This is a genomic window from Streptococcus sp. 27098_8_74, from assembly GCF_041431705.1.
Lineage (GTDB): Bacteria > Bacillota > Bacilli > Lactobacillales > Streptococcaceae > Streptococcus > Streptococcus salivarius_E.
Window position 1 is genome coordinate 1 of sequence record NZ_JAPVYF010000022.1, and the last position, 24562, is coordinate 24562.

A 24562-nucleotide genomic window follows, 5' to 3' on the forward strand; every position below is an offset into this window, starting at 1 on the left:
TATTCACCCCTTTGGGTGTTTTCTTTTTCAGCTTATCGGTGAACTTGCGAATGCTAAATAATCAGATATAATGAAAAGTAAGTCTATTTCAAAAATGAATATAGGAGATAAATTGATGGATTATAAGAGGATTTGGAAAAAATATACCCTTATTTTACGTATCACTACTGTATTACTTATTATTTTGTTATTTTTCCTTAGATGGCTCTTTTTAGAAAATTCCACTATACAGTTGATCGCTTTAGTAAGCGTCGTTGGTCTAGTCCTTATATTAAAAAATTACTTAAATAGCTTACTTGTAGGGGAAACTCAAAAGATCCTTAAAGGAACGATGGGTTTGGATTTCTGGTATGATTCGATTCAACGGTATGGTAAGTCTCGTCGTAAAAAGAATCAGATCAATGCTAGGATTGCATCTATTACCTATGCTTACATGATTGGCGACTTCCCATCGGTCATCAGCCAAGCAGAGGAATTACAATTTGCAGGTATTAGGAAGCCTTACCTTGATTTTCTATGGTTTATTTCCCTGAAAGCATCCTTACTTTCTGGAAAAATAATCAGCAAAGATGACCTCTTAAAATCACTCCATTATCTAAACTTTAAAGACGAGAAAGCAAAAGAAGTCGAACAGAGGGAATTTCTTGCTATGTACGATATCCTTGTGGAGAGGAAACCAAATGATTTCTTTAATCAAGCAACTGCTCCACAAGCCTTTGAACGACTTGAACTTCAGTATTTTAAAGCCTTAAATGAGCTAATAAAAGGAAATAAGACTCAATCCCAAAACTTGTTTGAAGAGATTGCACAAGAAGATGAGCGCCTGTACTTTGTACGAATGGCAAGACAGTGGTTGGGCAATAAAGGTGAAGGAGTTACCAAAAATTTAGAACAGGGGTTAGAGAAAATCGAGCCTCTAACTGTCGATTTGCCAAGTCTAGAACTTGAGACACCTAAAAAGAACAAGAAAAAATGGTTATGGTTGCTCTTGATTATACCAGCTCTAATGCTTCTGGGGATTATTAATACCACTATTGATGAGGAAAAATCAGATGATGGTATTTACTATCTCATCGTTAAAAATCGATCAACAAAAACAGCTACAATTGATAAAAAATTTTTGGATAAAAATAGACGGTGAGCAGATTACTCTAAAGGATGTGGAGGGAGAGCAAACCTATCACTATGACTCCCAAAATGATGAATTCACTAAAGATTCAGAGACATATAATTGTCTGTTCAACAATGGTACCCTACTTCTTGTGGGTGACGGTTCAGATAATGAACCACTAGATTATGTTAGTCCTGAAAGCAGTTGGTATTCAGGCTATGAACAGGGAAAAGTCAAAATAGAAAAGTAGCTTAAACCGGAGAGGGACGCAAATAGCAGACTTGATTACAGTAAGAGAGAGGTGATGGTTAAGAAATGAAAAAATCAATTTTTAAAGCCAGTTTTGAAGAATCTTTAAATCTATTAGATGATGCTTTACTTCAGTATATAAAGAAAGACTATTACGAAAAACTGGGCAAAGGCTTAAACAATGGAAAGCCAAGTATTGGTTTTAGAATAAAAAGTATTCTCTACAGCGTCTTATTTGTATTCGGATGTAATTTTCTCTGTGCCTTATTTGCCTCTTCTTTGGATGTTGCAGATTTCAAAGATTTAACCTTGCCTGTTCACAAGCCGTCACTGTTGACCCCAGAATTATTTCTGATTTGCTGTTTCATATGGCTATTACTTGTACTTATTGGAAAATTTGTTCGTAAACCATTTATTCGTCCATACAGATATCGCTTCCATATGGAGACCTTTTTATTTTGGTTCTGTCTTGAATTCAATCTCTTGGCCATAACTGTAGCCCTCCCGACCCTAACCTCAGTTGGAATCTGGTTTATTTATATTTTCTTGTTTATCATTGCCCTAATATTCCTCCGTATGGAGAAAAAAAGTTTAACCACTTGTTTATTTGGCGAGAAGATTGGAGAGACGCTACTTGATAGGATAGCAAGCCTAATCGCTACCTATGGTTCAGGAGTGCTAGGACTTGCTGTAATCATCAAAATAATCTTATCGCATTCGGGTATAGCAGTTTCACAAAGCTTGACTTTGTTAGGTATGTTCTTGACATGGATAATCATAGATATTGGATTATTGGCAATGGTTATCTTCATGGAGTTCCCTTTCTTTTTAGAAAGTTACTACAAAATAAAATACCCTGAAGAATACCGTGACTGGGAAGGCAAGTCAGTAGAAGACTGGTATGGCAAGCGGTATTTAAAGAAACACAAGGAGTTGTTGGAAGATAAACATGAAAAAGAAATCAATCTTCAAAGCAAGTTTTGAGGAGAGTTTAAATCTGGAAGATGATGGGTTTATACAGTATCAATTGAAAGAACAAGATAAAAAAGTATCTAAAACCCCAAGTAATATAGTTGGCTATTTCAAAAATGCTCTCTTATATGGTGTATTGACACTCATTTTTCCGATCGGATTGAACTTCTTATTATTTGCTTTTTCAATAATGCTTCATAGCAGTGATCCAAAAGATTTAACTATTCCTATATCCAATCACAATTTTTTAACAGCTCCAGTTTATGTAATTGGGTTATTGATTTGGCTTTCCTTCGTGTTAATTGGAAAAGCTCTCAAGCCCTTATTTATTATCCCTTATAGAACTCACTTTCACGTCACAACATTTTTGATTTGGTTTGTTATAGAGTTCGACCTCGCTACTCTTGGTTTAGCATTGCCATTTATAACAACTTTAGGATTTTTTGCCCTAGTTTGTATTTTTTTAACCTTAATTTATTGGATGTTAAGAACAGAATTTAAAAGTTTGAAAAGCCGAATGTATGGAGAAGTTAATACCCCTACCTTACTAGATAAAATTGCCAAAGGTATTTCTATTTATGGAGCAGGTATACTGGGTTTGGGTGTGATTATTAATTATATTTTAAAATCCTTATCCATTAATTTTTCCCCTTCCGTAACTCTTTTTGGTCTCTTCATATGTTGGATCGTAATGAATATCGGTATAATTGCAATGCTTATTTTTATGGAGTTTCCTTATTTTCTTTATGCTTATTACAAATGGAAATACCCTGAAGAATACCGTGACTGGGAAGGCAAGTCAGTAGAAGACTGGTATGGCAAGCGGTATTTAAAGAAACACAAGGAGTTGTTGGAAGATAAGAATGAAGAAATCAATCTTTAGGGCCAGTTTTGAAGAGAGTTTAAATCTTTTAGATGAAAGTGTCTCAGGAAAATTTGCACAGGAAAATTATCAGGATGCTCTAAAAAAAGAAAAATATAGAGGGACCTTGAAGTCGTATATTTGGTTAGTGATTTTGACGATCTTATTTATAATCGGTCCTAATTGGTTGATTGTAGCTTTAAATAATCATTTATTTTATCATGTTAATCCTAGAGATTTGACAGTAGGATTGTCCGAAATTAATTTTCTTCCATACTGGGTATTTTGGATGGGGCTAGCAATATGGATTTTGTTGATTCTATTAGGGAAACGATTCAACCAACAGTTTATTTTGATCTATAGAGGTCAGTTTCATTTTATGGTTTCTTTTATAATATGGCTGCTAATTGAACTTAATCTTTTCTTGATGAATTTACTTTATGGTCTTGTTGGCTATGTGGGAATGTTTGCTTTTGAAGGATTAATTCTATTCACAATCATTTATATGATACGTGATAAGTCTACCTCATTGCTAAATTTATTATATGGTGGTACTGAAATAGAGAGTCCGAGCGATAGAGTATTTAATAGAGTATTTAGATTCATTGTCAAGTATGGTGGAATAGTCGTAGCACTCTGGATAATTTTTCGTACGATATTTTCGGATTCAATAAGAAATGCAGATAGTTTGATTGGAGGAATAAGCGTTCTATTTTTATTTCTAGTGTTCAATATATTAATAGCTGCCTTTGAAATTTATTTCATGTTTCCCTATATGCTGCAAGGCTACTACAAATGGAAATATCCTGAAGAATACCGAGACTGGGAAGACAAGTCAGTAGAAGAATGGTATGGGAAGAAGTATTTGAAGAAGCATAAGGGAAAGTTTAAGTGAAAAAATTGAATTAATCAAAAAGCATCTGAGTTCAACTTCAGATGCTTCTTTGATTGGTATTGTATAAAAATAATTATATTTAAAGTGTTTCTGATACAATTTCTATTTTGTATTTAAATCTTTTTCCATTTCTATTTTAAGATTTTTGATGAAGACTTGGTCGCCAAAAGCCTCCGCTAGTAGGATAGCTTTATTATATAGCTCATTTGCTTTATCTCTATTGTTCTCATAGAACAGATAATATTTTGCTTCAAGCATTGCTATCCCAGGTTGATAGGAATGTTGCATAATAGAATGCATGACCTCGTACATTTTATCAACAATAGTTTTCATGTTTTTATAGTCATGATGCATAACATAAATCCCAGCTATAGCTGATAAAGCCCCTAATAGTTCCACATTGGATAATTCATCACCTTGCAATCTTTGTTTTATTAACTTCATTCGGAAATGCTCAATTGTAGCTTTATCATATGAAGACCCTTGACATTGTACAGAGTAGTATTTTATCAACAAAAGGTCATTCAAGGTATACTCTTCTTTTTTCAATACCTGATTCAAATAGTCTTCAAATACAATCTCAACAAGATCTTCTTTCTTTTCTTCAGATATAAAATTCAGGGTTCTTTCAATGATATCGATGGTTAGAAGTTCGTCCTCTGGCAGAATATCAATATAGTTGTCGTAGAGGTCTTCAATATCCTGCAGCTTTTTCTTGATACGTTCAGAATCGCCATAGACAGGAGACTTCATGAGTTTATATTTAGCCTGATAGTACTCCTCAGGAATGTCTAGTTTTGTTTCACCTAACAAATAGTTGAGGGAAACACCTAATTTATCACTGATGTATTGCAGTTTGACAATGGTTGGTAAAGAACGCCCAAGCTCAATTCTCATCAGTTGTTTGACTGTTAATTCTTCTTCGGTATCACAAACTTGCTCACGTGTTAAACCAAGTCGCTCACGTTCTTCACGAATTCTTTTTCCAATCTCGATTTTAATATCTTCAGACATCTGTATTTCCCTTGAGTTTTAATTATATAATAATATACCTTAAAATCATGTGAATGAAAAGACTCTAGAGATATGTCTTTTTATGGTTAGAGAAAAAGATGGGGAATAAACAAAATAACCATCTAACACTCAGTTTAGATGGTCATGGTTTGATATTAGGCTATTTTTCGTAATCTCTTAGATTGTAGGATGGTCAGTGTTATAAATAGGAGTAACCAGACTAGCAGAGATAGTGAGCTTGCTACTTGGTCTTGCCACTTATATGTTTCAAGGTGATTTAAAGATTTCGTGAACAATCCCATATAACTGTACTTCACAACATTATCAAAATCTTTACTGATTCCTGAAAGCATTGGAATAAACATACTAATCATTGTTACTGGAAGACTAATTACTTGAGCAGATACTTGAGTTTTGCTGATTAAGCCAATGAAAAGGTTGATCAACATTATTACTAAAGCTGTAGCAAGTGAGATGATAAGATAAGCACTATAATTATTTTCAATATTTAGTTCTAGTATTCTCGGAATAGCAGTTGTCATCACTAAGCTAATAAGCACTGGATAAAATAAAACGGAAAGGATATAGTTCCTACTGTTAACACCACTTAAAAACAAAGTTCTTAAAATATTTTTTTCCTTTTCTTCGGAAACAATCGTACTGATTGGATTTCCAACTGATGAACCCAAGGATAAGGCTAAACAGTTGACTAATAGATTGAATTTCATTGAATTGTTTAGGCTACCTTGAATCTCATAGATATGTTTGTAGAGAAAGGCAAATCCTAAAGGAAGGAGGATTTGTAGGATAATGGTTTTGTTAGATTTGATAACTCGTTTTCTAAGCCATAGTAAAGATTTGAATTGGTTAAACATTAAGTTTCCCTCCTGTCAGTTGGATGAAGATGTCTTCTAAAGTTGGTTCACATGAATGGATGGTTTGAATATCTTGAGTAGCAGTAATATGATTTAATTCAGAGAAGGAAATCACTTTCTCTTGACCTGAACAGTAGGTCACTTTTACCATCTTATTGGTATTATATTTCTGAATAAGTTCAGCAGGTTTCCCCTCTTCGACAATCTTCCCTTTATTTAAAAGTACAATCTTATCGCATAAAATGGTAGCCTCGTGCATATCATGTGTCGTCAGAAAAATGGTTGTTCCTTGTTGTTTTAGTTCTTCAATAAGAGCATGAATGGTTTGAGAGGTTGATGGATCTAGTCCAGAAGTAGGTTCATCAAGAAAGAGAACTTTTGGCTTGTTTATGATAGCTCTCACTAAAAGCATTCGTTGTTTCATCCCTGTGGAGAGCTTTTCTGCCAAGGTTTTACGATGGTCATAAAGACCTACACGTTTTAACAAATCATCAACATACTCTGTCGAAACATTATAGAGTTTTGCGAAGAATAGAAGATTGTCATAAAGTGTCAATTTTTCATAAAAGCCACTATTTTCAGTGATTAAACCAATCTTTGACAAATCATCTTCTTTTAACTGAAGGGATGATTTGCCCAAAATATAAGTTTCTCCCTGACTAGGAGTTAGTTGACCTGTTAAGATATTGATTGTTGTCGTTTTACCAGAACCTGATGGCCCAAGGAAACCTAGAATTTCACCTTTTTCAACTGTGAAGTTTAGATTTTCGATTGCTTTATATTTTTGAAATTCTTTGCTTAACTGTTTTGCTACGATAAGGTTTGTCATATCTTGATTTCTCCTATTTGATTATATGAACGAGTATAAACAAAAAAATAACGAATCAAAAGGACATCTATGTCACTTTGACTCGTTACTTGTATCTAAATCATTTTCCATTTCCATTTTAAGATTTTTGATGAAGACTTGGTCACCAAAAGCTTCGGCTAGTACGGTAGCTGTATTATAGAGCTCAGTCGCTTTATCTATATCATTTTCATAATATAAATAGTATTTTGCTTCAAATATTGTTATACCTGGTTGATAGGAATGTTGCATACTTGAATGCATAATCTCATACAATTTATCTACAACAGATTTCATGTCTTTATAGTCATGATGCATGACGTAAATACCAGCTATAGATGTTAGAGCACCCATTAATTCAATATTAAACAGCTCTTCACCTTGTAATTCTTGATTAATTAATTTACGTCTAAATTCGTCAATTATTCCTTTATCATAGTCAGAATCTTGACATCTATATGCGTAGTATGAAATTAATAGAAGGTCATTTAAGGAATAGGATTCTTTTTTCAAAGCTTGAGTTAAATAGTCTTCATATACAGATTCAAGAAGACTATATTTTTCCTCAACCATAAAATTTAGAGATCTTTCAATGAGATCAATAGCTAAAAGCTCGTCCTCTGGTAGAATATCAATATAGTTGTTGTAGAGGTCTTCAATATCCTCTAGTTTTTTCTTGATACGTTCAGGGTCGCCGTAAACAGGAGACTTCATGAGTTTATATTTAATCTGATAATACTCTTTTGGCAGTTCTATTTGTGTTTCACCTAACAAATAGTTGAGTGAAACTCCCAATTTATCACTAATATATTGAAGCTTCACAATAGTTGGTAAAGAACGCCCGAGCTCAATTCTCATCAATTGTTTGACGGTTAATTCTTCTTCGGTATCACAAACTTGCTCACGTGTTAACCCTTGACGTTCACGTTCTTCACGAATTCTTTTTCCAATCTCGATTTTTATATCTTCTGACATACATAATTCCTTATGATTTAGATTTTTAATAATAATATAACGTAAAATTGAAATAAAGTCCAAAAGCCATAATAGAAGTAGTGTAAAATAAAACCTACAAGTGTTTACAATTATGAAACAATCTCAATTTGCGAGGGCGCTAGCCAGCGGATATTCTTCTCAAATATTATTTAGAATATTAAAAATGTTATAATAGGAGATGAGAAAGGGGGAGATGATGATGAAGCTTTTAGCAATAAACCCTATTCCGTTTAAAAAAAGAATGATTGAATTTCTCTTTGATTATCTTTTCATTCTAGCTTATTTAGTTCTTCTGTTTTTAAGTTCGATGCTTATTTACATCATCTTTTTTAATGGTGTCCCAGAGTTTGCAGAAATTCAGTCGCAGTGGCTTGTATTTTTCACCTCTGTTTTGCCAATCACGCTCCTTTTCACATTCTTGGATTATAAAAATTATGGCAGTTTTGGGAAGGTAAAAGCGGGACTTGAACTTGTCTACCAGAAAAAAACAGTGCAGGCTAGCTTGATTAGAAATGTCATCAAATTTTTACCTTGGCAACTCGGTCATATGGGCACGATTCATGGCTTATATAGTGATTTTGATGTGTTATCCATTATCCTCTCGTTTTCAGCGACTCTACTCGCAGTTTTGCTACTGGCAATGACGATGTTTCGGAAAGATAAGAGGCATCTTGGAGACCTACTAGCACATACACAAGTGCAACTAAAAGAAGAATAGGGTAGAGATTGTTTATCCTATCCTTAAAGAAAAAGACAAACATAGTTAGGAAGTATTTGTATGAATGAGACTGTTGAGTTTACAAATCTTTGTATGGTAAGAGACGGCGATAGAGTTCTTGTTATTGATCGTAAAAAAAAGGACTGGCCAGGCATAACCTTTCCTGGTGGTCATGTCGAAGCGGGAGAATCATTTACGGAAGCAGTAATCCGTGAAGTGAAGGAAGAAACTGGCTTAAGGATTGCTTCTCCCCGGATTTGTGGAATGAAAGATTGGGTAGAAGACGGCATTCGTTATGTAGTTCTCTTTTATAAGACAGAAAAGTTTGACGGAGAATTAATATCCTCTGAAGAGGGGGAAGTCTGGTGGGAGGACCTGAAAGAATTGCCAAATCTAGACCTCTCTCTAGATATGGAGGATATGCTTCGTATCTTTCTTGAAGAAGACCTGTCTGAATTTTTCTACTACCAAGATGGAGAAGACTGGAAGTACGATTTAAAGTGAATTTGGATACTGATTCTTTTAATAATTAACTTGATAACTTTTTTTAGCAGTTAACCCAATGGTTGGCTGTTTTTCTTTGTCATAAATAAAAATTCGTCATCAATCTTGAGTTGACTTCTTAAAATGTTATAATGAGTGATATAAAACCGTATTTAAAGAAATTGAAGTAGATAGAGGAGTTGTTCAATGTCAAACTTGAATGAAAATTTGCGCATTGTCAGTGTTAGAGAAATGATGGTAGAAAGGTTAGCGATTCCTAATTATCAGAGACCGTATCGTTGGGGAACACAATCAGCACTTAGACTGATCACAGATACTTATGAGGCGTTTAAGAATAGAATTCCAGAATATCGAATGGGGTCTGTTGTACTCCACAGAGAAAACATAAATGACGCATCTTCTAAACTTAATATTGTCGACGGCCAGCAGCGCTTAACAACTCTTTCTATTCTTTTATTTGTGGTGTATGAGATACTTCAAGAGGCATCATATGCTAATCTTTCATCCTTGCTGAATGAGGAATATAATGAACTATCTAGAGAAGCGATCGTGCATAATTTCCAAATCATCAAGCGCAAGCTAAGAGAGTTTGACGGACAAGAAGTTAAAAAGTATGCTGATTATCTTCTTGATAACTGTTCTTTGGTAAAGATTATCACGAATGATGAGCAGGAAGCTTTTCAATTCTTTGACTCCCAGAATTCTCGGGGGAAGGCTCTCTCTCCACATGATTTGTTGAAATCTTATCATTTGAGAGAAATGAATGATGAATCTGAAAGTGATAAGATTGAGATCATACAAGCTTGGGAAAATAAAAATCAAAGCGAACTGGAGGATCTCTTTGCAGACAATCTCTTCCCCTTAGTGAGATGGTATAAGAACAAAAATGGCCTTCATTATTCTACTAAAGATATTCAAACTTTTAAGGGAATTAAACCTTCGAATCCCCATCATTTTGCGACTTATGCTAAAGCCTCTCATCTTTATGTGGAACGTTTTAATGCTGACAAAGTGTATGAGCTAACAACTGGAATTCCTTTGAATCAATTCCAGTTAACCCAACCCTTGATTGCTGGAAAAAGATTCTTTTCATACACTTTGCATTATGCCAACCTCTATAGAGAGATTGTGAACTTGGTCGATAGTAGATTTAATGAAGAAGAGGTCATAAAAAACGGAACTGGTGATCTCTATGTTTATAATCTCTTCATAAATATTTTGATCTTCTTTGTCGATAAATTCAGTATGAAGGAATTGACACCTGCAAGATTGTCTTTTCTACATAGATGGGCTTATTCTCTAAGATTGATCATGAAAGCAGTCTATAGAGAATCGGTAAATAAGTACGCACAAGGACAATCAGATCGTATCAATAAGGGATTGAATCTCTTTGCTTTGATTTCTGAAATGCAGGATCCGATAGGGTTGGATACCATTGTTTTAGATATTATCTCAAAGGAAGCTTTCCAGAATTCCAACGTGAATAAAAAACGCTATCAAAAACTCTATGATAAAGTATTTGGAGAGGAGGACTAGTCTAATGAGAAGTGAAAAGTATATTCAACCAGATGAATTGAATGTGGACAATGTTTTTGAAAATGTCAACTATGTCATCCCAATCTATCAACGAAATTACGCATGGAGAAAAGATGAAATTGAGCAATTGCTAATGGATATTGATGATCTTGACGAAACTAATTCAAGTAAATATTACCTTGGCAGTTTAGTGGTCAATCAAGTCCAACCTCGAGTTTATGAAGTAATCGATGGCCAGCAACGCTTAACTACTTTGTTTTTGCTTCTTCGTTATCTGGATCATCCTTCTGTAGAAAGAAATCCTTTGAAATTTGAAGCTAGAGAAAAATCGAACATCACTCTAGGTGAGATCGAAACTGTAATGGATAGTAAAGAGCCTTCTCTTTATTCAGAAGAGTTAGTAGAAGGATATGAAATAATTAAGAAATATTTCCAGAGCAAAAACGCTAATGATGATTATAAAAAACGGTTTAGAGATAAGTTTTCTACTGTAACAATCATCCGAACCCAGGTTCCTCAAAATATCGATTTGAATCACTATTTTGAGATCATGAATACTCGTGGAGAGCAATTGGAGCTCCATGAAATTGTGAAAGCAAAGATTTTGGGTGCTATCAAGTCTGAAAATGGATTCAGTGAAGAGGACAAAAAAGATAAACTAATTGCAGCTACGATTTGGGATGCTTGTGCACAAATGGACAACTATCTTCAGATGGTTCTCCCAGTAAAAATACGTGAAAAACTATTTAGTGCAAATTGGGATATGCTGAGGGTGGCTGACTTCTCAGATCTTCGTGACATTTTTAATGCAGAAAATAACAGTGATGAGACTCAATTTACCTTAAAAACTATCTTGCAAGCGCCGGATTCTACTGTGTCTAATCAAATTGATGATAGGGAAGAAGAAAATGAACGGTTTGAGTCTATCATTAACTTTCCAAATTTTCTTTTGCAGGTCAATGAAGCCATGGAGATGACTGAGACGGATCGTGATAGTGGATTAGATGATAAGCGATTCCTTGACTTATTAAAGGACAGATGGGCTAGTAAAGAAAAGGCCTTGGAGTTTATCTATGCTCTTTTGAAGTATCGGTATCTATTTGATCGTTATATTATTAAAAGAGAATATATCGGTGAATACAAGGTCGAAGGGAAATGGTCTTTACAAAAGCTCGTCATGTATGAGGATAAAAAGGGGAGAAAACCATCCTATAAATCTACTTTAGACTCAATGGATCAAGAAGAAGGAACGGATAATCAACAATTACGACTCCTAGAATCTTGCCTGCGCGTGACCTATACTTCCCCTAAGACCATGCACTGGATTGCTAGAGTCTTGACGAATGTGAATAAAGAGCAAGATGGCAAACTCCTTATCCCTACCTTAGAAAAGTATTGCTGCAAAAAAATTGAATCTTCAGATTATCGAAATCGAAGTGGATTTGGTATCGATCGGATTGTCTTTACTTATTTGGATTATCTGTTGGCGAGGGATAGAGCATCTGAATTTAGCAATTTCCAATTCCAGTTCAGAAATTCTATCGAACATTTCTTCCCTCAGCACCCTATTAACGCTGATAATTCAGTGACTGTTGAAAATAGAGATCTGTTGGGGAATCTTGCTCTCATCACTGTTTCAGCCAATTCAAAGTTTTCGAATCGGTTTCCAATTGAGAAGGTTGAGCATTTTCCAAATATAATAGAGCAAAGTCCCAAGTTGAAGGCGATGAGTGACCTGCTCAAGAAATATGATCGAAAATGGGATAATAACAGTGTCAAAGAGCACAATGCTAGCATGCTCAGTCTATTAGAAACGGAGATAGAAAAGTACAAATAAGTGTTAATCTTTTCAAAATAGTGAAAAGCTAAAAATTATAGGAAAGAAGAAAACTGTAAAGTAGAAATTGCAGTTTTTCTTTTTGATAAATTGTAAAATATAGTGCAACAAAAAAACTCATAGCGTTTCATTGGTGTAAACTGTAAGTAACCACACAAACAGAACCCGAGGAAAAACTATGAGCTACTCCCATCTTACCATAACCGACCGAATAAAGATAGAAACTTACTTGGATTTAGGTTTGAAATCTTGCCAAATTGCAAGTAAACTTGGTGTCCATAAGTCTACCATTTCAAGAGAGTTAAGACGATGCCAAAATGGTTATTCCGCCGTCTTAGCACAGGAACAGTACGACCACAGGGCTAAGCAAAAGGGTCGGAAGTCTTGTTTGACACCAAAGTTGAAAAAGAAAATTGAGAAGGGGTTAAAAGCCTCTTGGTCACCTGAACAGATTTGTGGTCGCTATCAGCTTGAACAAAAGCCAATGGTAGCTTTTAAAACCATCTATAATTGGCTCTATGCTGGTTTGATTGATCCGGATTTAAGCATCCTGCGCCGAAAGGGAAAAAGTCGACAGCCCAAAGAAACACGTGGGACATTTAGGATTGGCACGTCGATTGCCAAACGTCTTAAAGAGGTCAGGAATCGTGAGACTTTTGGCCACTGGGAGCTCGATACTGTGGTGTCTTCCAGAGGCAAAAGTAAGGGCTGTTTAGCGAACTTTCTAGAGCGAAAAACTCGTTTTTACTTAGCTTTCAAGATACCAGATAGAACAGCCAAAGCCATGTTTTCAGCTATCGAACAACTTTGTAGGCTATTTCCAAAAGAGACTCTTAAAACCTTCACTTCAGACAGGGGAAAAGAGTTTGCCTGCTATCCTCTGGTGGAGAACTTAGGAATTCCCTTTTTCTTTGCGGACGCCTATTCTTCCTGGTAGAGAGGAAGCAATGAAAACGCAAATGGCTTACTAAGAGAATATTTCCCAAAGAAAACAGATTTAGCCGCTATCTCTGAGGAGGCTTTGAACAAAGCCTTATATGATATCAATCACCGACCGCGAAAATGTTTAGCTTACAGAACTGCTTGTGAAGCTCTAGAGGATGAGTTTGACTAAATGTTGCACTTATTCTTGCAATTTATCATTTTTAATCGAAATATGAATCTTTCGGGTGGGTCCTGGATGTGGAGTGCTAGCCTTTTGATTTTACTGGCTGCTTTTGCCTAGCCTTTTGGGATTCTTTGGGATTGCTATTGTAACCATTGGTATTATTGGAAATAGCCTGCTAACAGGCTCAGATTAAACATAAGTAAGGGACTTTCGAATGGCAAATTCGGAAGTTTTTCATTTATATGAAAAATATTACAGAAAAAGATGGTATTTTCAGATTATAGTGATATAATGATATTAAAAGTAAGCGTTTACCGTTTTAATGTAAACCCTAAAGATATTTCCGGAAACTTTGATAGGATTATTAATAAAGGCAAATGTATTGACTTTGAATTTTCATGAAAACTGAGATAACATTTAATGTTGCTCTAAAGAAGGAGAAGAGTCATGAATGATACTGTTTGTAAAAATTGGTTTATGCGTAAAAGTGGGAAGACATGGGTCTATGGCTGTGCCTTGGTAAGTTTTGCAGGCTTGGCCCTGGCTGGTCCTGTCTATGCGGACCAAGTGGAACAGGCAACTGTGAGCCCAATACCTCAGGAGGTGGTAGCTCAGACTGATCATCAAGTTGCTCCACAAGTTGAGGTTGCTCCCAGCACGACCAAAGAAGTCCCCCAAGTGATAGAGCCTAGCCCGTCTCTTGTTTCCGAATCTGCTATAACAGCTCAAGAGAATCTCACTCAGCCTAGTCCTAATCAGCCAAAAGAAGTCCAAACACAGGCTAGTGAGGCTGAAAAAGTGCCTAATCAAACGAAAGAAGCTGATTTGAATCAGAACAGTCAAGAAACGCCAGTTGAAACCAATAGTACAAGTCCTGTTCATGTGACAGAAGATAAAACGGATTTGCCTAATAATGAAGCAGTTACCAATCTTGAGGGAATGACCGCAGATCAAAATGGTCACTGGGAAATGCAGGCTGATGGCATTCATTCAGATGCCAAAGACAAGGGAGACTCTTTCCTTTATTCTCAATCTGAGGGCAAAAATTTTGTTTATTCTACGGATGTGACCTTCAAGGAAGCTGGTGGTGCAGCTGCCCTCATTTTCCGTGGTAACAATGATAGCAGTAACAAAAATATGTATGGGGTCAATGTGGACTCTGGTAACCATAAGGTTAAGTTTTGGCGTTGGGTCAATAATCAGGATATTCAACTCGTAGATGAAAAAGATGTGACACCAACTGCTGATGAAACCTACAATCTTAAAGTGGTTGCGGCTAATCAGTGGCTATCTTATTATGTCAATGATGTACTTGTGGCTAGTACAGGTGACTCTGTTCTTCAAAAAAGTGACAAGGGTCAACCACAGGTTATTTCAGAGGGCTATTTTGGTCTTCTTAATTGGAATGCCAATGTCATTTTCAGAAACACCCGTTATGTCAATCTTGACGGTGCCAGTCTTCCTTTGATTGACAATCTCGTGGTAACCTCAAAGACAGGCTCTGTTGAAAAACAAGCCCAATTCTTCTCCCAAGAACCACTTCATATCCAATATGTAGGGCATAATGCTGAGACGGTAGGCTTTGATATTACTAAGCACAATCCTAATGCTGTCATCAAGGTTGAAGATGCCAAAGGAAATGTCTACACAGATATTTCTCAATTGCCAGTGGCTGTAGGTTCCAATTACTTTACTATTGAAAGTAGTGTGACCGATTCGCTTGGTCGTCCAGTGACCTTGACCTACCGTGTCAATATCCACCGAAGACAGAGCGATGATGTCTATTACAACGAGCTTTACCGTGATCAGTATCATTATTCTGTTAAGGATGGCTGGGCTAATGACCCTAATGGCTTGGTCTTCTACAAAGGACGTTACCATCTTTTCTATCAATTTTACGATGATACCAAATGGGGTCCAATGCACTGGGCTCATGCGACCAGCCGAGACTTGCTTCATTGGGATGAAGAGCCAATTGCTTTTTATCCAGATGCAACAGGTCACATGTTCTCAGGCTCTGTCGTGGTTGATAGTACCAATAGCTCAGGTCTCTTCAAATCTCCGGAAGGCGGTCTGGTAGCTATTATCACTTCAAATGGTAATGGGCAACGGATTGAAATTGCCTATAGTGAGGACGAGGGTAGAACTTGGCAAAAATATGATAAGGTGGTTGCCGACTGGTCTCAGGACCCACTTCAAAACCAAGATTTCCGTGATCCTAAGGTCTTTCGCTGGGATAACCAATGGTTTATGGTCCTTGCTGGTGGTCCACTCCGCATTTATTCCTCACCAGATTTGAAGAACTGGCAGGTTGAAACAACCTATAAGGATTTGCATACGGAATGTCCTGACCTCTATCCAATTGTGGCCAATGATGGGGCACTCAAGTGGGTCCTCTCACGTGGTGGTCGTTCTTACAAGGTTGGAGACTTTAAACAAGTGGATGGTAAGTGGGCCTTTGTAGCTGATGAAGTTTACCAAGAACATGATGAAATCATGAATTTTGGTAAGGATTCCTATGCTGCCATGACTTACTATGTTCATGATTTTGGGACAGCTGACCATCCAAACATCCCGCAATTGACTGAAATCAACTGGATGAACACTTGGGAAGATTATTGCAATCTAGTTGCAGATACTGTTGGTCAAAAATTTAATGGTACCTTTAACCTTAACCTTGACCTTGGTTTGGTTAAATCAGGCGACCGTTACCTCTTAACACAAACACCTGTTAAGGCCTATGAAAGCCTTCGTGATACAGATAATGCCCAGTATTTTGAAAATGTCAGAGTAGCTTCTGACAATGAACTGCTTAAAGATTTCTCAGGTGATACTTATGAAGTGGTTTCTCACTTTGTACCAGGTAAGGACACGACTGCAGTTGGATTTAACCTTCGCGTCGGTGATGGTCAAGCTACAAAGGTCGTTTACGATTTAACCAAGGAAACTTTGTCTATTGACCGTAGCCAATCTGGGACAATTCTTTCTGATGCCTTTGCTAAGGTTAATAGCCAACAAGTGACTCGCAATGAAGATGGTTCTATTGATTTGCATCTTTATGTGGACCGTGCGAGTGTGGAAGTCTTTGCTAAGGGCAATACGGTAGCTGGGGCCAATCAGATTTTCCCAAGCCCAAGAGCCGTTGGAGCGAGCGTCTTGGTTGAAGGTGGTCCAGCCAAAGCAAATATTGCTATCTACCCAATTAAGAGTACTTGGACTGACAAGAAGGAAGTCACTAAGGCTGTTGCCATGAACACCACAGTTGCAGGTGATTTGACCCTCGAAGTTGGTCAAAGCAAGGACTTGCAGGTTTACCTCGCACCCGCTTCTGAAGAGCAAGATGTGACATGGACGGTCAGTGATCCAAGTTTGGTGTCATATACTGAACATGACAATAAACTTTCTCTCAAAGCTCTTCATAAAGGTCATCTCACTGTTACAGCAACCTCAGTTGAAAATCCTTCATTGACCAAGACCTTTAAGATTGCCATCACTCTCAATAATTTTGCGACCAACCTTAAAGGCTTGAAAGCTGTCACTGGTAATTGGTATATTGATGACGATACGCTTTACGATAGCAATGTCAGTGCCAATGACTTCTTCATGGCTTATGAAAGTAATGGCTTCAAGCAATTTGACTATGATATCGACGTCAAATACCAACATGGATTGGTCAACCTCTTTGTAGCTGCGGAACGTGAAGAACCAGGCCGTGCCTACTCTGTCCAATTTGCTGACAACGATACTGTACGTCTCTTCCGTTTTGGTGGTGAAACCATCGCTGAAGCTCATCTGGATAAAGCAATCAACGATGGTCAGTACCACCACGTCAAGGTTGAAAAGGGCAAGGACACCATGACAGTCTATGTCGATGGTAAGGAAGTGCTCCATCATCAATTTGATGCCGTGGATAATTACTTCAATCAAGCCCATGTAGGTGTTGGTCTTTGGGATGGAGCAGTAGAATTCAAAAATTTCTTCGTTACTGAAAAAATGACAAACACAAGTAGTGACACCACTGACGAGCCGATCAAACCTGATCCTCAACCACAACCTAGTCCAGAACCAAGTCCGGAAAATAAACCAGATGAACCTGAGCATCAACCTGAGGTTGCTCCAGAGCCTGAACCAACTGGACAAAATAATAGCCATGACAATACAAGTACAGTACCAAATCCATCTCAGGATAATACTGGTAAGGAAGAAGAAAGTAAGACTCCAGTGGAAACACCTAAGACTATTGCTCCAATAGTTGACAATCTCCTAAAAACATTTAACAAATTTAGTCTATCAACCTTCCTTGCAAGTATTGCCAAAGAAACATGGCACTTTTTGACAAAATGGTTATTCAACTAAGATCAAAACGTTGAAAAGGCTATATAAGAAGAAAAAACTTAGAAGCACTCATACTTCTAAGTTTTTTTGCTTAGAAATAGTCATGGGATGATTCAGTTCTTTTCAAAAGGTTTGATTTTGTAAGTCGCTTTATTTTAAAATCCATTAAAATACTATCTTGGGCACAATCTAAAGAGTTTTTACAACGTTCTAAATTGTGCCCTAATTATCTTTATGTTTTGTAAGCGGTGTCATATAATCTAAGTAGAAAGGTTAAAAAATGATTGATCATAAAATTATAGTAGTTTTGATAACATTACTGGCTAATCAAAATCTTTCTTTGTATGAGTTATCTGTAAAAACTCGTTGCTCAATAAAAGACGTTAGAGATTGTATCAATCAATTAACTATTTATCTTGATAACCGAGGAATAAAAATCGAGCAAGATAAAGGGAGGTATTACGTTACTGGCATACTAAACGATGAAAATATAGCGACTTTAATTGGTTCTGAAGAATTACAGCTTCCCAAAAGGATTCGTTTACAGTTAATTTACCTTTATACTTTTTGTCGGACGGATTTTGTTTCCAATTGGCACTATCAAGATTTTTTGAAGGTTAGTAAGAATACCACCTTGTCTGATATTCGTTCTTTGAGAAAGAATCTGCAAACTCATCACTTGGATATAGAATATTCTAGATCTCAAGGATACATTATACTTGGTGATGAAAAACAGAAACATTTGATGGCTTTTAAAGTCATTAATGAGTTACTAAACTCTCCTGTCGGACTTTGGGGACTTGAATATGTTATTTCTGCTTGGCCTCATGGTATTACCTTTGAGATTTTAAATAAACTTGTTCAGGATTATTCAAAAATTCTACATCTTACGCCAATTTCCGATAAGTTACAAGAATGTTTGTATGGAATAACGCTTATTTTATGTCGTTATCAAAGGAAAGTTTCCAGAGTAGTTTCAGAGGAGATAGAGGCTCCTTCTCAGATACGTAATTTGGCAGATATTTTATTGGATAATGCTTATGATTTAGGGGGATTTGATAGTAATTTTACTAGATCAGATCGCCAATATATAGCTGGGCTCTTGTCTAGTGGTTTTGAAGGAAATACCTCTGTTGATTTTAGTTATTTCCAAACTTTAACGGATCAAATTGTAGAAAAAATGGAAAGTATTACACTTTTACAATTTTCTAAGCAAGCCACGCTCAAAGATAATTTGATGAAGCATTTGATTCCAGTTTACTATCGCTTAAAATTTGGTCTTCCTAGTTCAAATGATTATACAGATAGGATAAAAGAACAGCATCCAGACTTATTTGAATTCGTTAAGGAATCCTTGGAGCCCTTGTCAAAGGTTGTAGGTCAACCTATTCCAGACAGTGAAATAGCTTACTTTGTCGTTCATTTTGGTGGTTATCTTAAGAAGAAGGAGACGACTAGAAAAAACTACAAAGCAGTTATTGTCTGTCCAAATGGTACGAGCTCTTCACTTATGATAAAGGAAAACCTACGCATTTTATTTCCGCAGGTTAGCTTTATCGGAGTTACTCGAGTTGATCGTTTGCATGAGTTTAAGGATGAAGAATTCGATTTAGTATTTTCAACAGTAAAAGTTGATACTAAAAAACCTCAGTATTTAGTATCAGTAATGATGTCTGTTGAGCAATCTTCACAATTAGTGCAATTAGTCTCAAAAGATTTTCCAGAAATGGATTCCAAAGATATTGAGCTAGAGAGGTTGCTTGAGTTGATTAAGCGATTTGCTTCAGTTTCACAAGAATCAGAATTACGCATTGCTCTGAAAAAATTTATATATGAAGAAATTCAGAGAAAGGAAGTGTTACCTTTGTTACAAGATTTAATTACGGAAAAAATGTTTCATAGAAGTTCAGAAAAAATGGGATGGAAGGACGCTATTCGAAAAGCATCTCAGCCATTGTTGGAAAGTGGCCAAATTACCGCCAACTACCCAGAAGCAATGATTGGAAAAGTCGAAGAATTTGGACCTTTCATTAATCTAGGAAAGGGAATTGCGATTCCCCATGCTAGACCCGAAGATGGTGTTAATGAAGTGGGCATGTCCATGTTGGTTTTAGACCACCCAATTTATCTGCTGGATGATCCAGCTCAAGAAATTCGTTTATTAATTTGTATTGCTGCTGTCGATAATCAGACTCACCTAAAAGCATTAAAACATCTTACGATGATTTTACGTGATAATGCTAAGGTTGAAAGATTGTTAACAGCTCAAGAGTTTAATGATATCAAAGAAATTATTCAACAGGAGGACTAAATTATGTTGAGAATTGGTACAGCGTGTGGTTCAGGACTAGGTTCTAGCTTTATGGTTCAAATGAATATCGAATCTATTCTTAGCGAACTAGGAGTGACTGGTGTTGAGGTTGAACACTATGATTTAGGTGGTGCGGATCCAAGTGCTGCGGATATTTGGATTGTTGGACGTGACTTGGAAGATTCAGCAGGACACCTAGGTGACGTAAGGGTACTAAATAGCATTATTGATATGGATGAGCTGAAAGAATTAGTAACTAAAATTTGTGAAGAAAAGGGTCTTATTTAGGAGGTTCTATCAATGATTAAGTTCTTATTAGATATTGTAAGTACACCAGCCATATTGGTGGCTTTAATTGCTATTCTAGGTTTGGTGCTTCAAAAGAAAGCATTACCAGATATTATTAAGGGTGGTATTAAAACCTTTGTAGGTTTTCTAGTTGTATCAGGTGGTGCAGGAATTATTCAAAGTTCCTTGAATCCATTCGGAACAATGTTTGAAAAAGCCTTCCATCTATCAGGAGTTGTACCAAATAATGAAGCGATTGTAGCGGTTGCCTTGACAACTTACGGCTCAGCAACAGCCATGATTATGTTTGCAGGTATGGTCTTCAATATTCTTATTGCAAGATTTACCCGCTTCAAATATATCTTTTTGACAGGTCATCATACGCTTTATATGGCATGTATGATTGCGGTTATCTTATCAGTTGCTGGATTTACTAACTTACCATTAATTTTATTGGGTGGTCTAGCTTTAGGTATTATCATGAGTCTATCGCCAGCTTTCGTTCAGAAATACATGGTTCAATTAACTGGTAATGATAAAGTTGCCTTAGGTCACTTTAGTTCATTGGGATATTGGTTAAGTGGATTTGTTGGTGGTCTTGTTGGGGATAAATCAAAATCAACAGAAGATATAAAATTCCCAAAAAGTTTAGCATTCTTACGTGATAGTACTGTAAGTATTACAATTTCAATGTCAATTATCTATCTAATCGTTGCCATTTTTGCAGGGTCAGGGTACATTGAAAAAGAATTGAGTAGTGGTACTAGTGGTTTAGTTTATGCCCTTCAATTGGCTGGACAATTTGCTGCAGGAGTATTTGTCATCCTCGCTGGTGTTCGTTTAATTTTGGGTGAAATTGTACCAGCCTTTAAGGGAATTTCTGAACGCTTGGTTCCAAATTCTAAACCAGCTCTGGACTGTCCGATTGTTTATCCATACGCTCCCAATGCGGTCTTGATTGGTTTTATCTCTAGTTTCGCTGGTGGTTTGGTAAGTATGGCCCTTATGATTGCTACTGGATCTGTTGTCATTTTGCCAGGTGTTGTTCCTCATTTCTTCTGTGGTGCAACTGCAGGGGTTATTGGTAATGCCTCAGGTGGTGTTCGTGGAGCAACAATTGGTGCCTTTTTACAAGGTGTTCTGATTAGCTTCTTGCCAGTATTCTTGATGCCTGTTCTTGGTTCTCTTGGATTCCAAGGTTCTACTTTCTCAGATGCAGACTTTGGTTTGTCAGGAATTATTCTTGGTGTTCTAAACCAAGTTGGTTCACAAGCTGGTATTATTATTGGTCTTATCGTTGTCCTTGTAGCTATGGTTGGAATTTCTCTCGTTTATAAAGCACCTGCTAAGGAGGAGTAAGCTATGGCCCTAAGTCCAAAAGAGGTACATGAATTAAAGTCTTTTGCTACCAAAATTAGATTAAATACACTGGAAACCTTGAATCATTTAGGATTTGGACATTATGGTGGAAGTCTCTCTGTCGTAGAAGTACTTGCCGTGTTATACGGAAAAGTGATGAATATGGCTCCAGAGCAATTTAAGAAGAAGGATAGAGATTACTTCGTTTTATCTAAAGGACATGCTGGTCCTGCTCTATATAGCACACTTTATTTAAAAGGATTTTTTGATAAAGACTTTCTTCATTCTTTAAATACGAATGGTACGCGACTTCCGTCACATCCAGATAGAAATCTAACTCCAGGAGTTGATATGACGACAGGCTCTTTGGGTCAAGGAATTAGCGTTGCTACTGGAATAGCTTATGGTCAAATTATAAATGATTCTCCACATTTTACATATACAATTGTTGGTGATGGTGAGTTAAATGAGGGTCAATGTTGGGAAGCAATTCAATTTGCAGCACATCATAAATTGAGAAATCTCTTGGTATTTGTTGATGATAATAAAAAACAACTTGATGGGACGACAGAGGAGGTCTGCAATCCTGGCGACTTTGTTGAGAAGTTTAAAGCCTTTGGATTTGAAACGATTCGTGTAGATGGCTCAGATATTAAGGAAATTTACGATGCGATTATTGAATTGCAATCTTCGACCTCTAACCAACCAAAGTGTATTGTCCTAGATACTGTGAAAGGACAAGGAGTTCCTGAACTTGAAACTATGACAGCTAATCATCATTTACGCCCTTCAGATGAACAAAGAGCAATGTTAGAAAAAGCAGTGTTTGACTTGCGTAAGCGGCTGGAGGATATGGTATGAAAAGAGAAGCAAAAGAAATGCGTCTAGTTTACAGAGATTTCCTACTTGATATTAATAAAAGTCATCCGGAAGTTGTTGCATTAGAAGCGGATCTATCGAGTTCAATGGGAACAAATAATTTAGGGAAAGCATTTGGCATGCGATACATTAATGGTGGAATCATGGAATCAGAGATGGTCGGCCTTTCTGCTGGTTTATCCATCCAAGGGTTTAAACCTTATTTCCATACGTTTGGACCATTTGCTTCAAGGAGAGTATTTGACCAGTTGTTTATTTCACTTGGCTATGCTCAATTAAGTGCAACTGTTATTGGATCAGACGCCGGTATTAGTGCTGAGATGAATGGTGGAACGCATATGCCTTTTGAGGAGCTTGGTCTCCTTCGCTTAGTCCCTAACGCTACGGTTTTTGAAGTTAGTGATGATATCCAATTTGAGTCAGTATTGCAACAGACTTTACATTTGAGTGGCTTAAAATATATTAGAACTATTCGGAAAAAACCATCCCCTCTATATAAAGGAGATGAAGACTTCTCTAAAGGGTATATTAATCTAAAACAAGGAAAAGATCTTACTTTGGTTTGTTGTGGAATAATGGTTGCTCCTTGTTTAGAAGTAGCGAACTCTTTAGAAAAAGAAGGTTATTCGGTTGGTGTCATTGATCTCTTTCGTGTTAAACCAATTCATCCTGAGGTAGAAACTTTGTTGTTGGATAAACCAGTACTAACTGTTGAAAATCATAATGTTATAGGTGGTTTAGGTAGTGCGATCTGTGAAATGATGGCGACCAAAGTAAATACACCAGTTTATCGACTTGGTATAAAAGAACGTTTTGGCCAAGTAGGACAACAAGATTATCTTCTTAAGGAATATGGTTTAGATAAAGATAGTATCAGACGAGAAATCCAACAGATTCTATCCTAAGTTTAGACATAGCTGAAAAAGGCAAACATCTACTAAAAGATGTTTGCCTTTTATATGTTTGAATTAGTAATCTACGGATATCGACTAATTCTCAACCAAAGATTTCTTTTGCGAGTGCTTTTCCTTTCGGAGTTGCTGCTAAGCCACCTTCAGCAGTTTCACGGAAGGCAGTTGGCATGGCTGAACCTACCTGATACATAGCGTCAACAACCTGGTCGACTGGAATGGCAGATGTGATACCTGCCAAGGCCATATCGGCAGCTACTAGGGCAAAACTTGCTCCCATAGCATTACGTTTGACACAAGGAACCTCGACCAATCCGGCTACTGGGTCGCAAATGAGTCCCAACATATTTTTTAGTACAAAGCAGATGGCCTGGCTAGCTTGGAAGGGGGTTCCACCAGCAGCTATTGTAATAGCGGCAGCAGCCATAGCAGAGGCAGAGCCAACTTCGGCCTGACATCCTCCCTCTGCTCCAGAAATTGAGGCGTTATTTGCGATGACTAGACCAAATGCGCCAGCAGTGAAGAGAAAATCTAGTTGTTGTGATTGGCTCAAGCCCAATTTTTCGATAGCTGTTGTTAGAACAGCGGGCAAACAACCTGCTGAACCAGCCGTTGGTGTGGCACAAACCAAGCCCATCTTGGCGTTAGATTCATTGACGGCCATGGCATTTCTAGCAGCCCCCAGAACAGCAGAATCAGCCAGGGTCTTTCCATTTTTGATATAAGCATCCAGTTTGGCAGCATCTCCCCCGGTTAAGCCAGTTGGTGATTTCTCAGGGGATAGACCAGCCTGAACAGACTCTATCATCACTTCAAGATTTCGAGTCATAAGAGATAGGATTTCAGGACGTTCACGTCCAGTTAGCTCTGTTTCTGTGGCAATCATGAGCTCTGCGATATTACCTTGGTAATCTCGGTCAGCTTGTTGAACCAATTCTTCAATAGTGTAAAACAT

The 24562-nt window shown here is 37.0% G+C and carries 20 protein-coding genes and 1 pseudogene; 16 read left to right on the plus strand and 5 right to left on the minus strand.

The window, feature by feature from the left end; genetic code table 11:
- The first annotated feature begins 70 nt into the window (after positions 1-70).
- The 4 genes from O3670_RS08640 to O3670_RS08655 all read left to right on the plus strand — a co-directional run bounded on the left by O3670_RS08640 (position 71) and on the right by O3670_RS08655 (position 4089).
- Positions 71-1141, plus strand: coding sequence for a hypothetical protein (locus O3670_RS08640; RefSeq protein ID WP_350013443.1), 1071 nt, complete (start codon positions 71-73; stop codon positions 1139-1141).
- 285 nt (positions 1142-1426) lie between these two features.
- Positions 1427-2344, plus strand: a complete 918-nt coding sequence (locus O3670_RS08645) for a hypothetical protein (RefSeq protein WP_349955011.1) — start codon at positions 1427-1429, stop codon at positions 2342-2344.
- Positions 2310-3215, plus strand: coding sequence for a hypothetical protein (locus O3670_RS08650; RefSeq protein ID WP_349955009.1), 906 nt, complete (start codon positions 2310-2312; stop codon positions 3213-3215). The genes O3670_RS08645 and O3670_RS08650 overlap by 35 nt, the downstream gene beginning before the upstream one ends.
- Positions 3196-4089, plus strand: coding sequence for a hypothetical protein (locus O3670_RS08655; RefSeq protein WP_371596008.1), 894 nt, complete (start codon positions 3196-3198; stop codon positions 4087-4089). Before O3670_RS08650 ends, O3670_RS08655 begins: the two co-directional genes overlap by 20 nt.
- 102 nt (positions 4090-4191) lie before the next feature.
- Here O3670_RS08655 and O3670_RS08660 read toward each other — a convergent pair whose 3' ends face one another.
- From O3670_RS08660 to O3670_RS08675, 4 genes are all read right to left on the minus strand, one after another.
- Positions 4192-5103, minus strand: coding sequence for a helix-turn-helix domain-containing protein (locus O3670_RS08660; protein WP_293939075.1), 912 nt, complete (start codon positions 5101-5103; stop codon positions 4192-4194).
- 155 nt (positions 5104-5258) lie between these two features.
- Positions 5259-5978, minus strand: coding sequence for an ABC transporter permease (locus tag O3670_RS08665; protein ID WP_270307346.1), 720 nt, complete (start codon positions 5976-5978; stop codon positions 5259-5261).
- A complete protein-coding gene (locus O3670_RS08670; RefSeq protein ID WP_110981471.1) occupies positions 5971-6807 on the minus strand; it encodes an ABC transporter ATP-binding protein in 837 nt (278 codons plus the stop codon). Before O3670_RS08670 ends, O3670_RS08665 begins: the two co-directional genes overlap by 8 nt.
- A 72-nt stretch (positions 6808-6879) precedes the next feature.
- Positions 6880-7800 carry a helix-turn-helix domain-containing protein gene (locus O3670_RS08675; RefSeq protein ID WP_073688068.1) on the minus strand — a complete coding sequence of 307 codons (921 nt, stop codon included), beginning with the start codon at positions 7798-7800 and terminating at the stop codon, positions 6880-6882.
- A 217-nt stretch (positions 7801-8017) separates the two neighbouring features.
- Here O3670_RS08675 and O3670_RS08680 point away from each other — a divergent pair, with 217 nt between their 5' ends.
- The 12 genes and pseudogenes from O3670_RS08680 to O3670_RS08730 all read left to right on the plus strand — a co-directional run bounded on the left by O3670_RS08680 (position 8018) and on the right by O3670_RS08730 (position 23601).
- Entirely contained in the window at positions 8018-8539 is a 522-nt protein-coding gene (locus O3670_RS08680) for an RDD family protein (protein WP_262407722.1), read from the plus strand.
- A gap of 60 nt (positions 8540-8599) precedes the next feature.
- Positions 8600-9043 carry an 8-oxo-dGTP diphosphatase gene (locus O3670_RS08685; protein WP_014634653.1) on the plus strand — a complete coding sequence of 148 codons (444 nt, stop codon included), beginning with the start codon at positions 8600-8602 and terminating at the stop codon, positions 9041-9043.
- A gap of 186 nt (positions 9044-9229) precedes the next feature.
- Positions 9230-10579, plus strand: a complete 1350-nt coding sequence (locus O3670_RS08690; protein ID WP_014634652.1) for a DUF262 domain-containing protein — start codon at positions 9230-9232, stop codon at positions 10577-10579.
- A 4-nt stretch (positions 10580-10583) separates the two neighbouring features.
- Positions 10584-12416: a GmrSD restriction endonuclease domain-containing protein gene (locus O3670_RS08695; protein WP_014634651.1), complete on the plus strand. Its 1833-nt coding sequence runs from the start codon at positions 10584-10586 to the stop codon at positions 12414-12416.
- A gap of 178 nt (positions 12417-12594) precedes the next feature.
- Positions 12595-13530: pseudogene (locus O3670_RS08700) on the plus strand (IS30 family transposase).
- Positions 13531-13641, plus strand: coding sequence for a multidrug resistance efflux transporter family protein (locus O3670_RS10965; protein WP_488175571.1), 111 nt, complete (start codon positions 13531-13533; stop codon positions 13639-13641).
- A gap of 330 nt (positions 13642-13971) precedes the next feature.
- Positions 13972-17880, plus strand: a complete 3909-nt coding sequence (locus O3670_RS08705; RefSeq protein ID WP_175062940.1) for a GH32 C-terminal domain-containing protein — start codon at positions 13972-13974, stop codon at positions 17878-17880.
- 259 nt (positions 17881-18139) lie between these two features.
- Complete coding sequence (locus O3670_RS08710) at positions 18140-20170, plus strand: BglG family transcription antiterminator (RefSeq protein WP_060933722.1); 2031 nt, start codon at positions 18140-18142, stop codon at positions 20168-20170.
- A gap of 3 nt (positions 20171-20173) precedes the next feature.
- Complete coding sequence (locus O3670_RS08715; protein WP_037612076.1) at positions 20174-20458, plus strand: PTS sugar transporter subunit IIB; 285 nt, start codon at positions 20174-20176, stop codon at positions 20456-20458.
- Between the two features lie 12 nt (positions 20459-20470).
- Complete coding sequence (ulaA, locus tag O3670_RS08720) at positions 20471-21817, plus strand: PTS ascorbate transporter subunit IIC (RefSeq protein ID WP_060933721.1); 1347 nt, start codon at positions 20471-20473, stop codon at positions 21815-21817.
- Positions 21818-21820: 3 nt separating this feature from the next.
- The gene (locus O3670_RS08725; RefSeq protein ID WP_060933720.1) at positions 21821-22678 is read left to right on the plus strand and encodes a transketolase; all 858 of its coding nucleotides are present in this window, start codon (positions 21821-21823) and stop codon (positions 22676-22678) included.
- Positions 22675-23601 carry a transketolase family protein gene (locus tag O3670_RS08730; RefSeq protein WP_060933719.1) on the plus strand — a complete coding sequence of 309 codons (927 nt, stop codon included), beginning with the start codon at positions 22675-22677 and terminating at the stop codon, positions 23599-23601. Before O3670_RS08725 ends, O3670_RS08730 begins: the two co-directional genes overlap by 4 nt.
- Before the next feature lie 91 nt (positions 23602-23692).
- Here O3670_RS08730 and sdaAA read toward each other — a convergent pair whose 3' ends face one another.
- Positions 23693-24562, minus strand: coding sequence for an L-serine ammonia-lyase, iron-sulfur-dependent, subunit alpha (sdaAA, locus tag O3670_RS08735; RefSeq protein ID WP_060933718.1), 870 nt, complete (start codon positions 24560-24562; stop codon positions 23693-23695).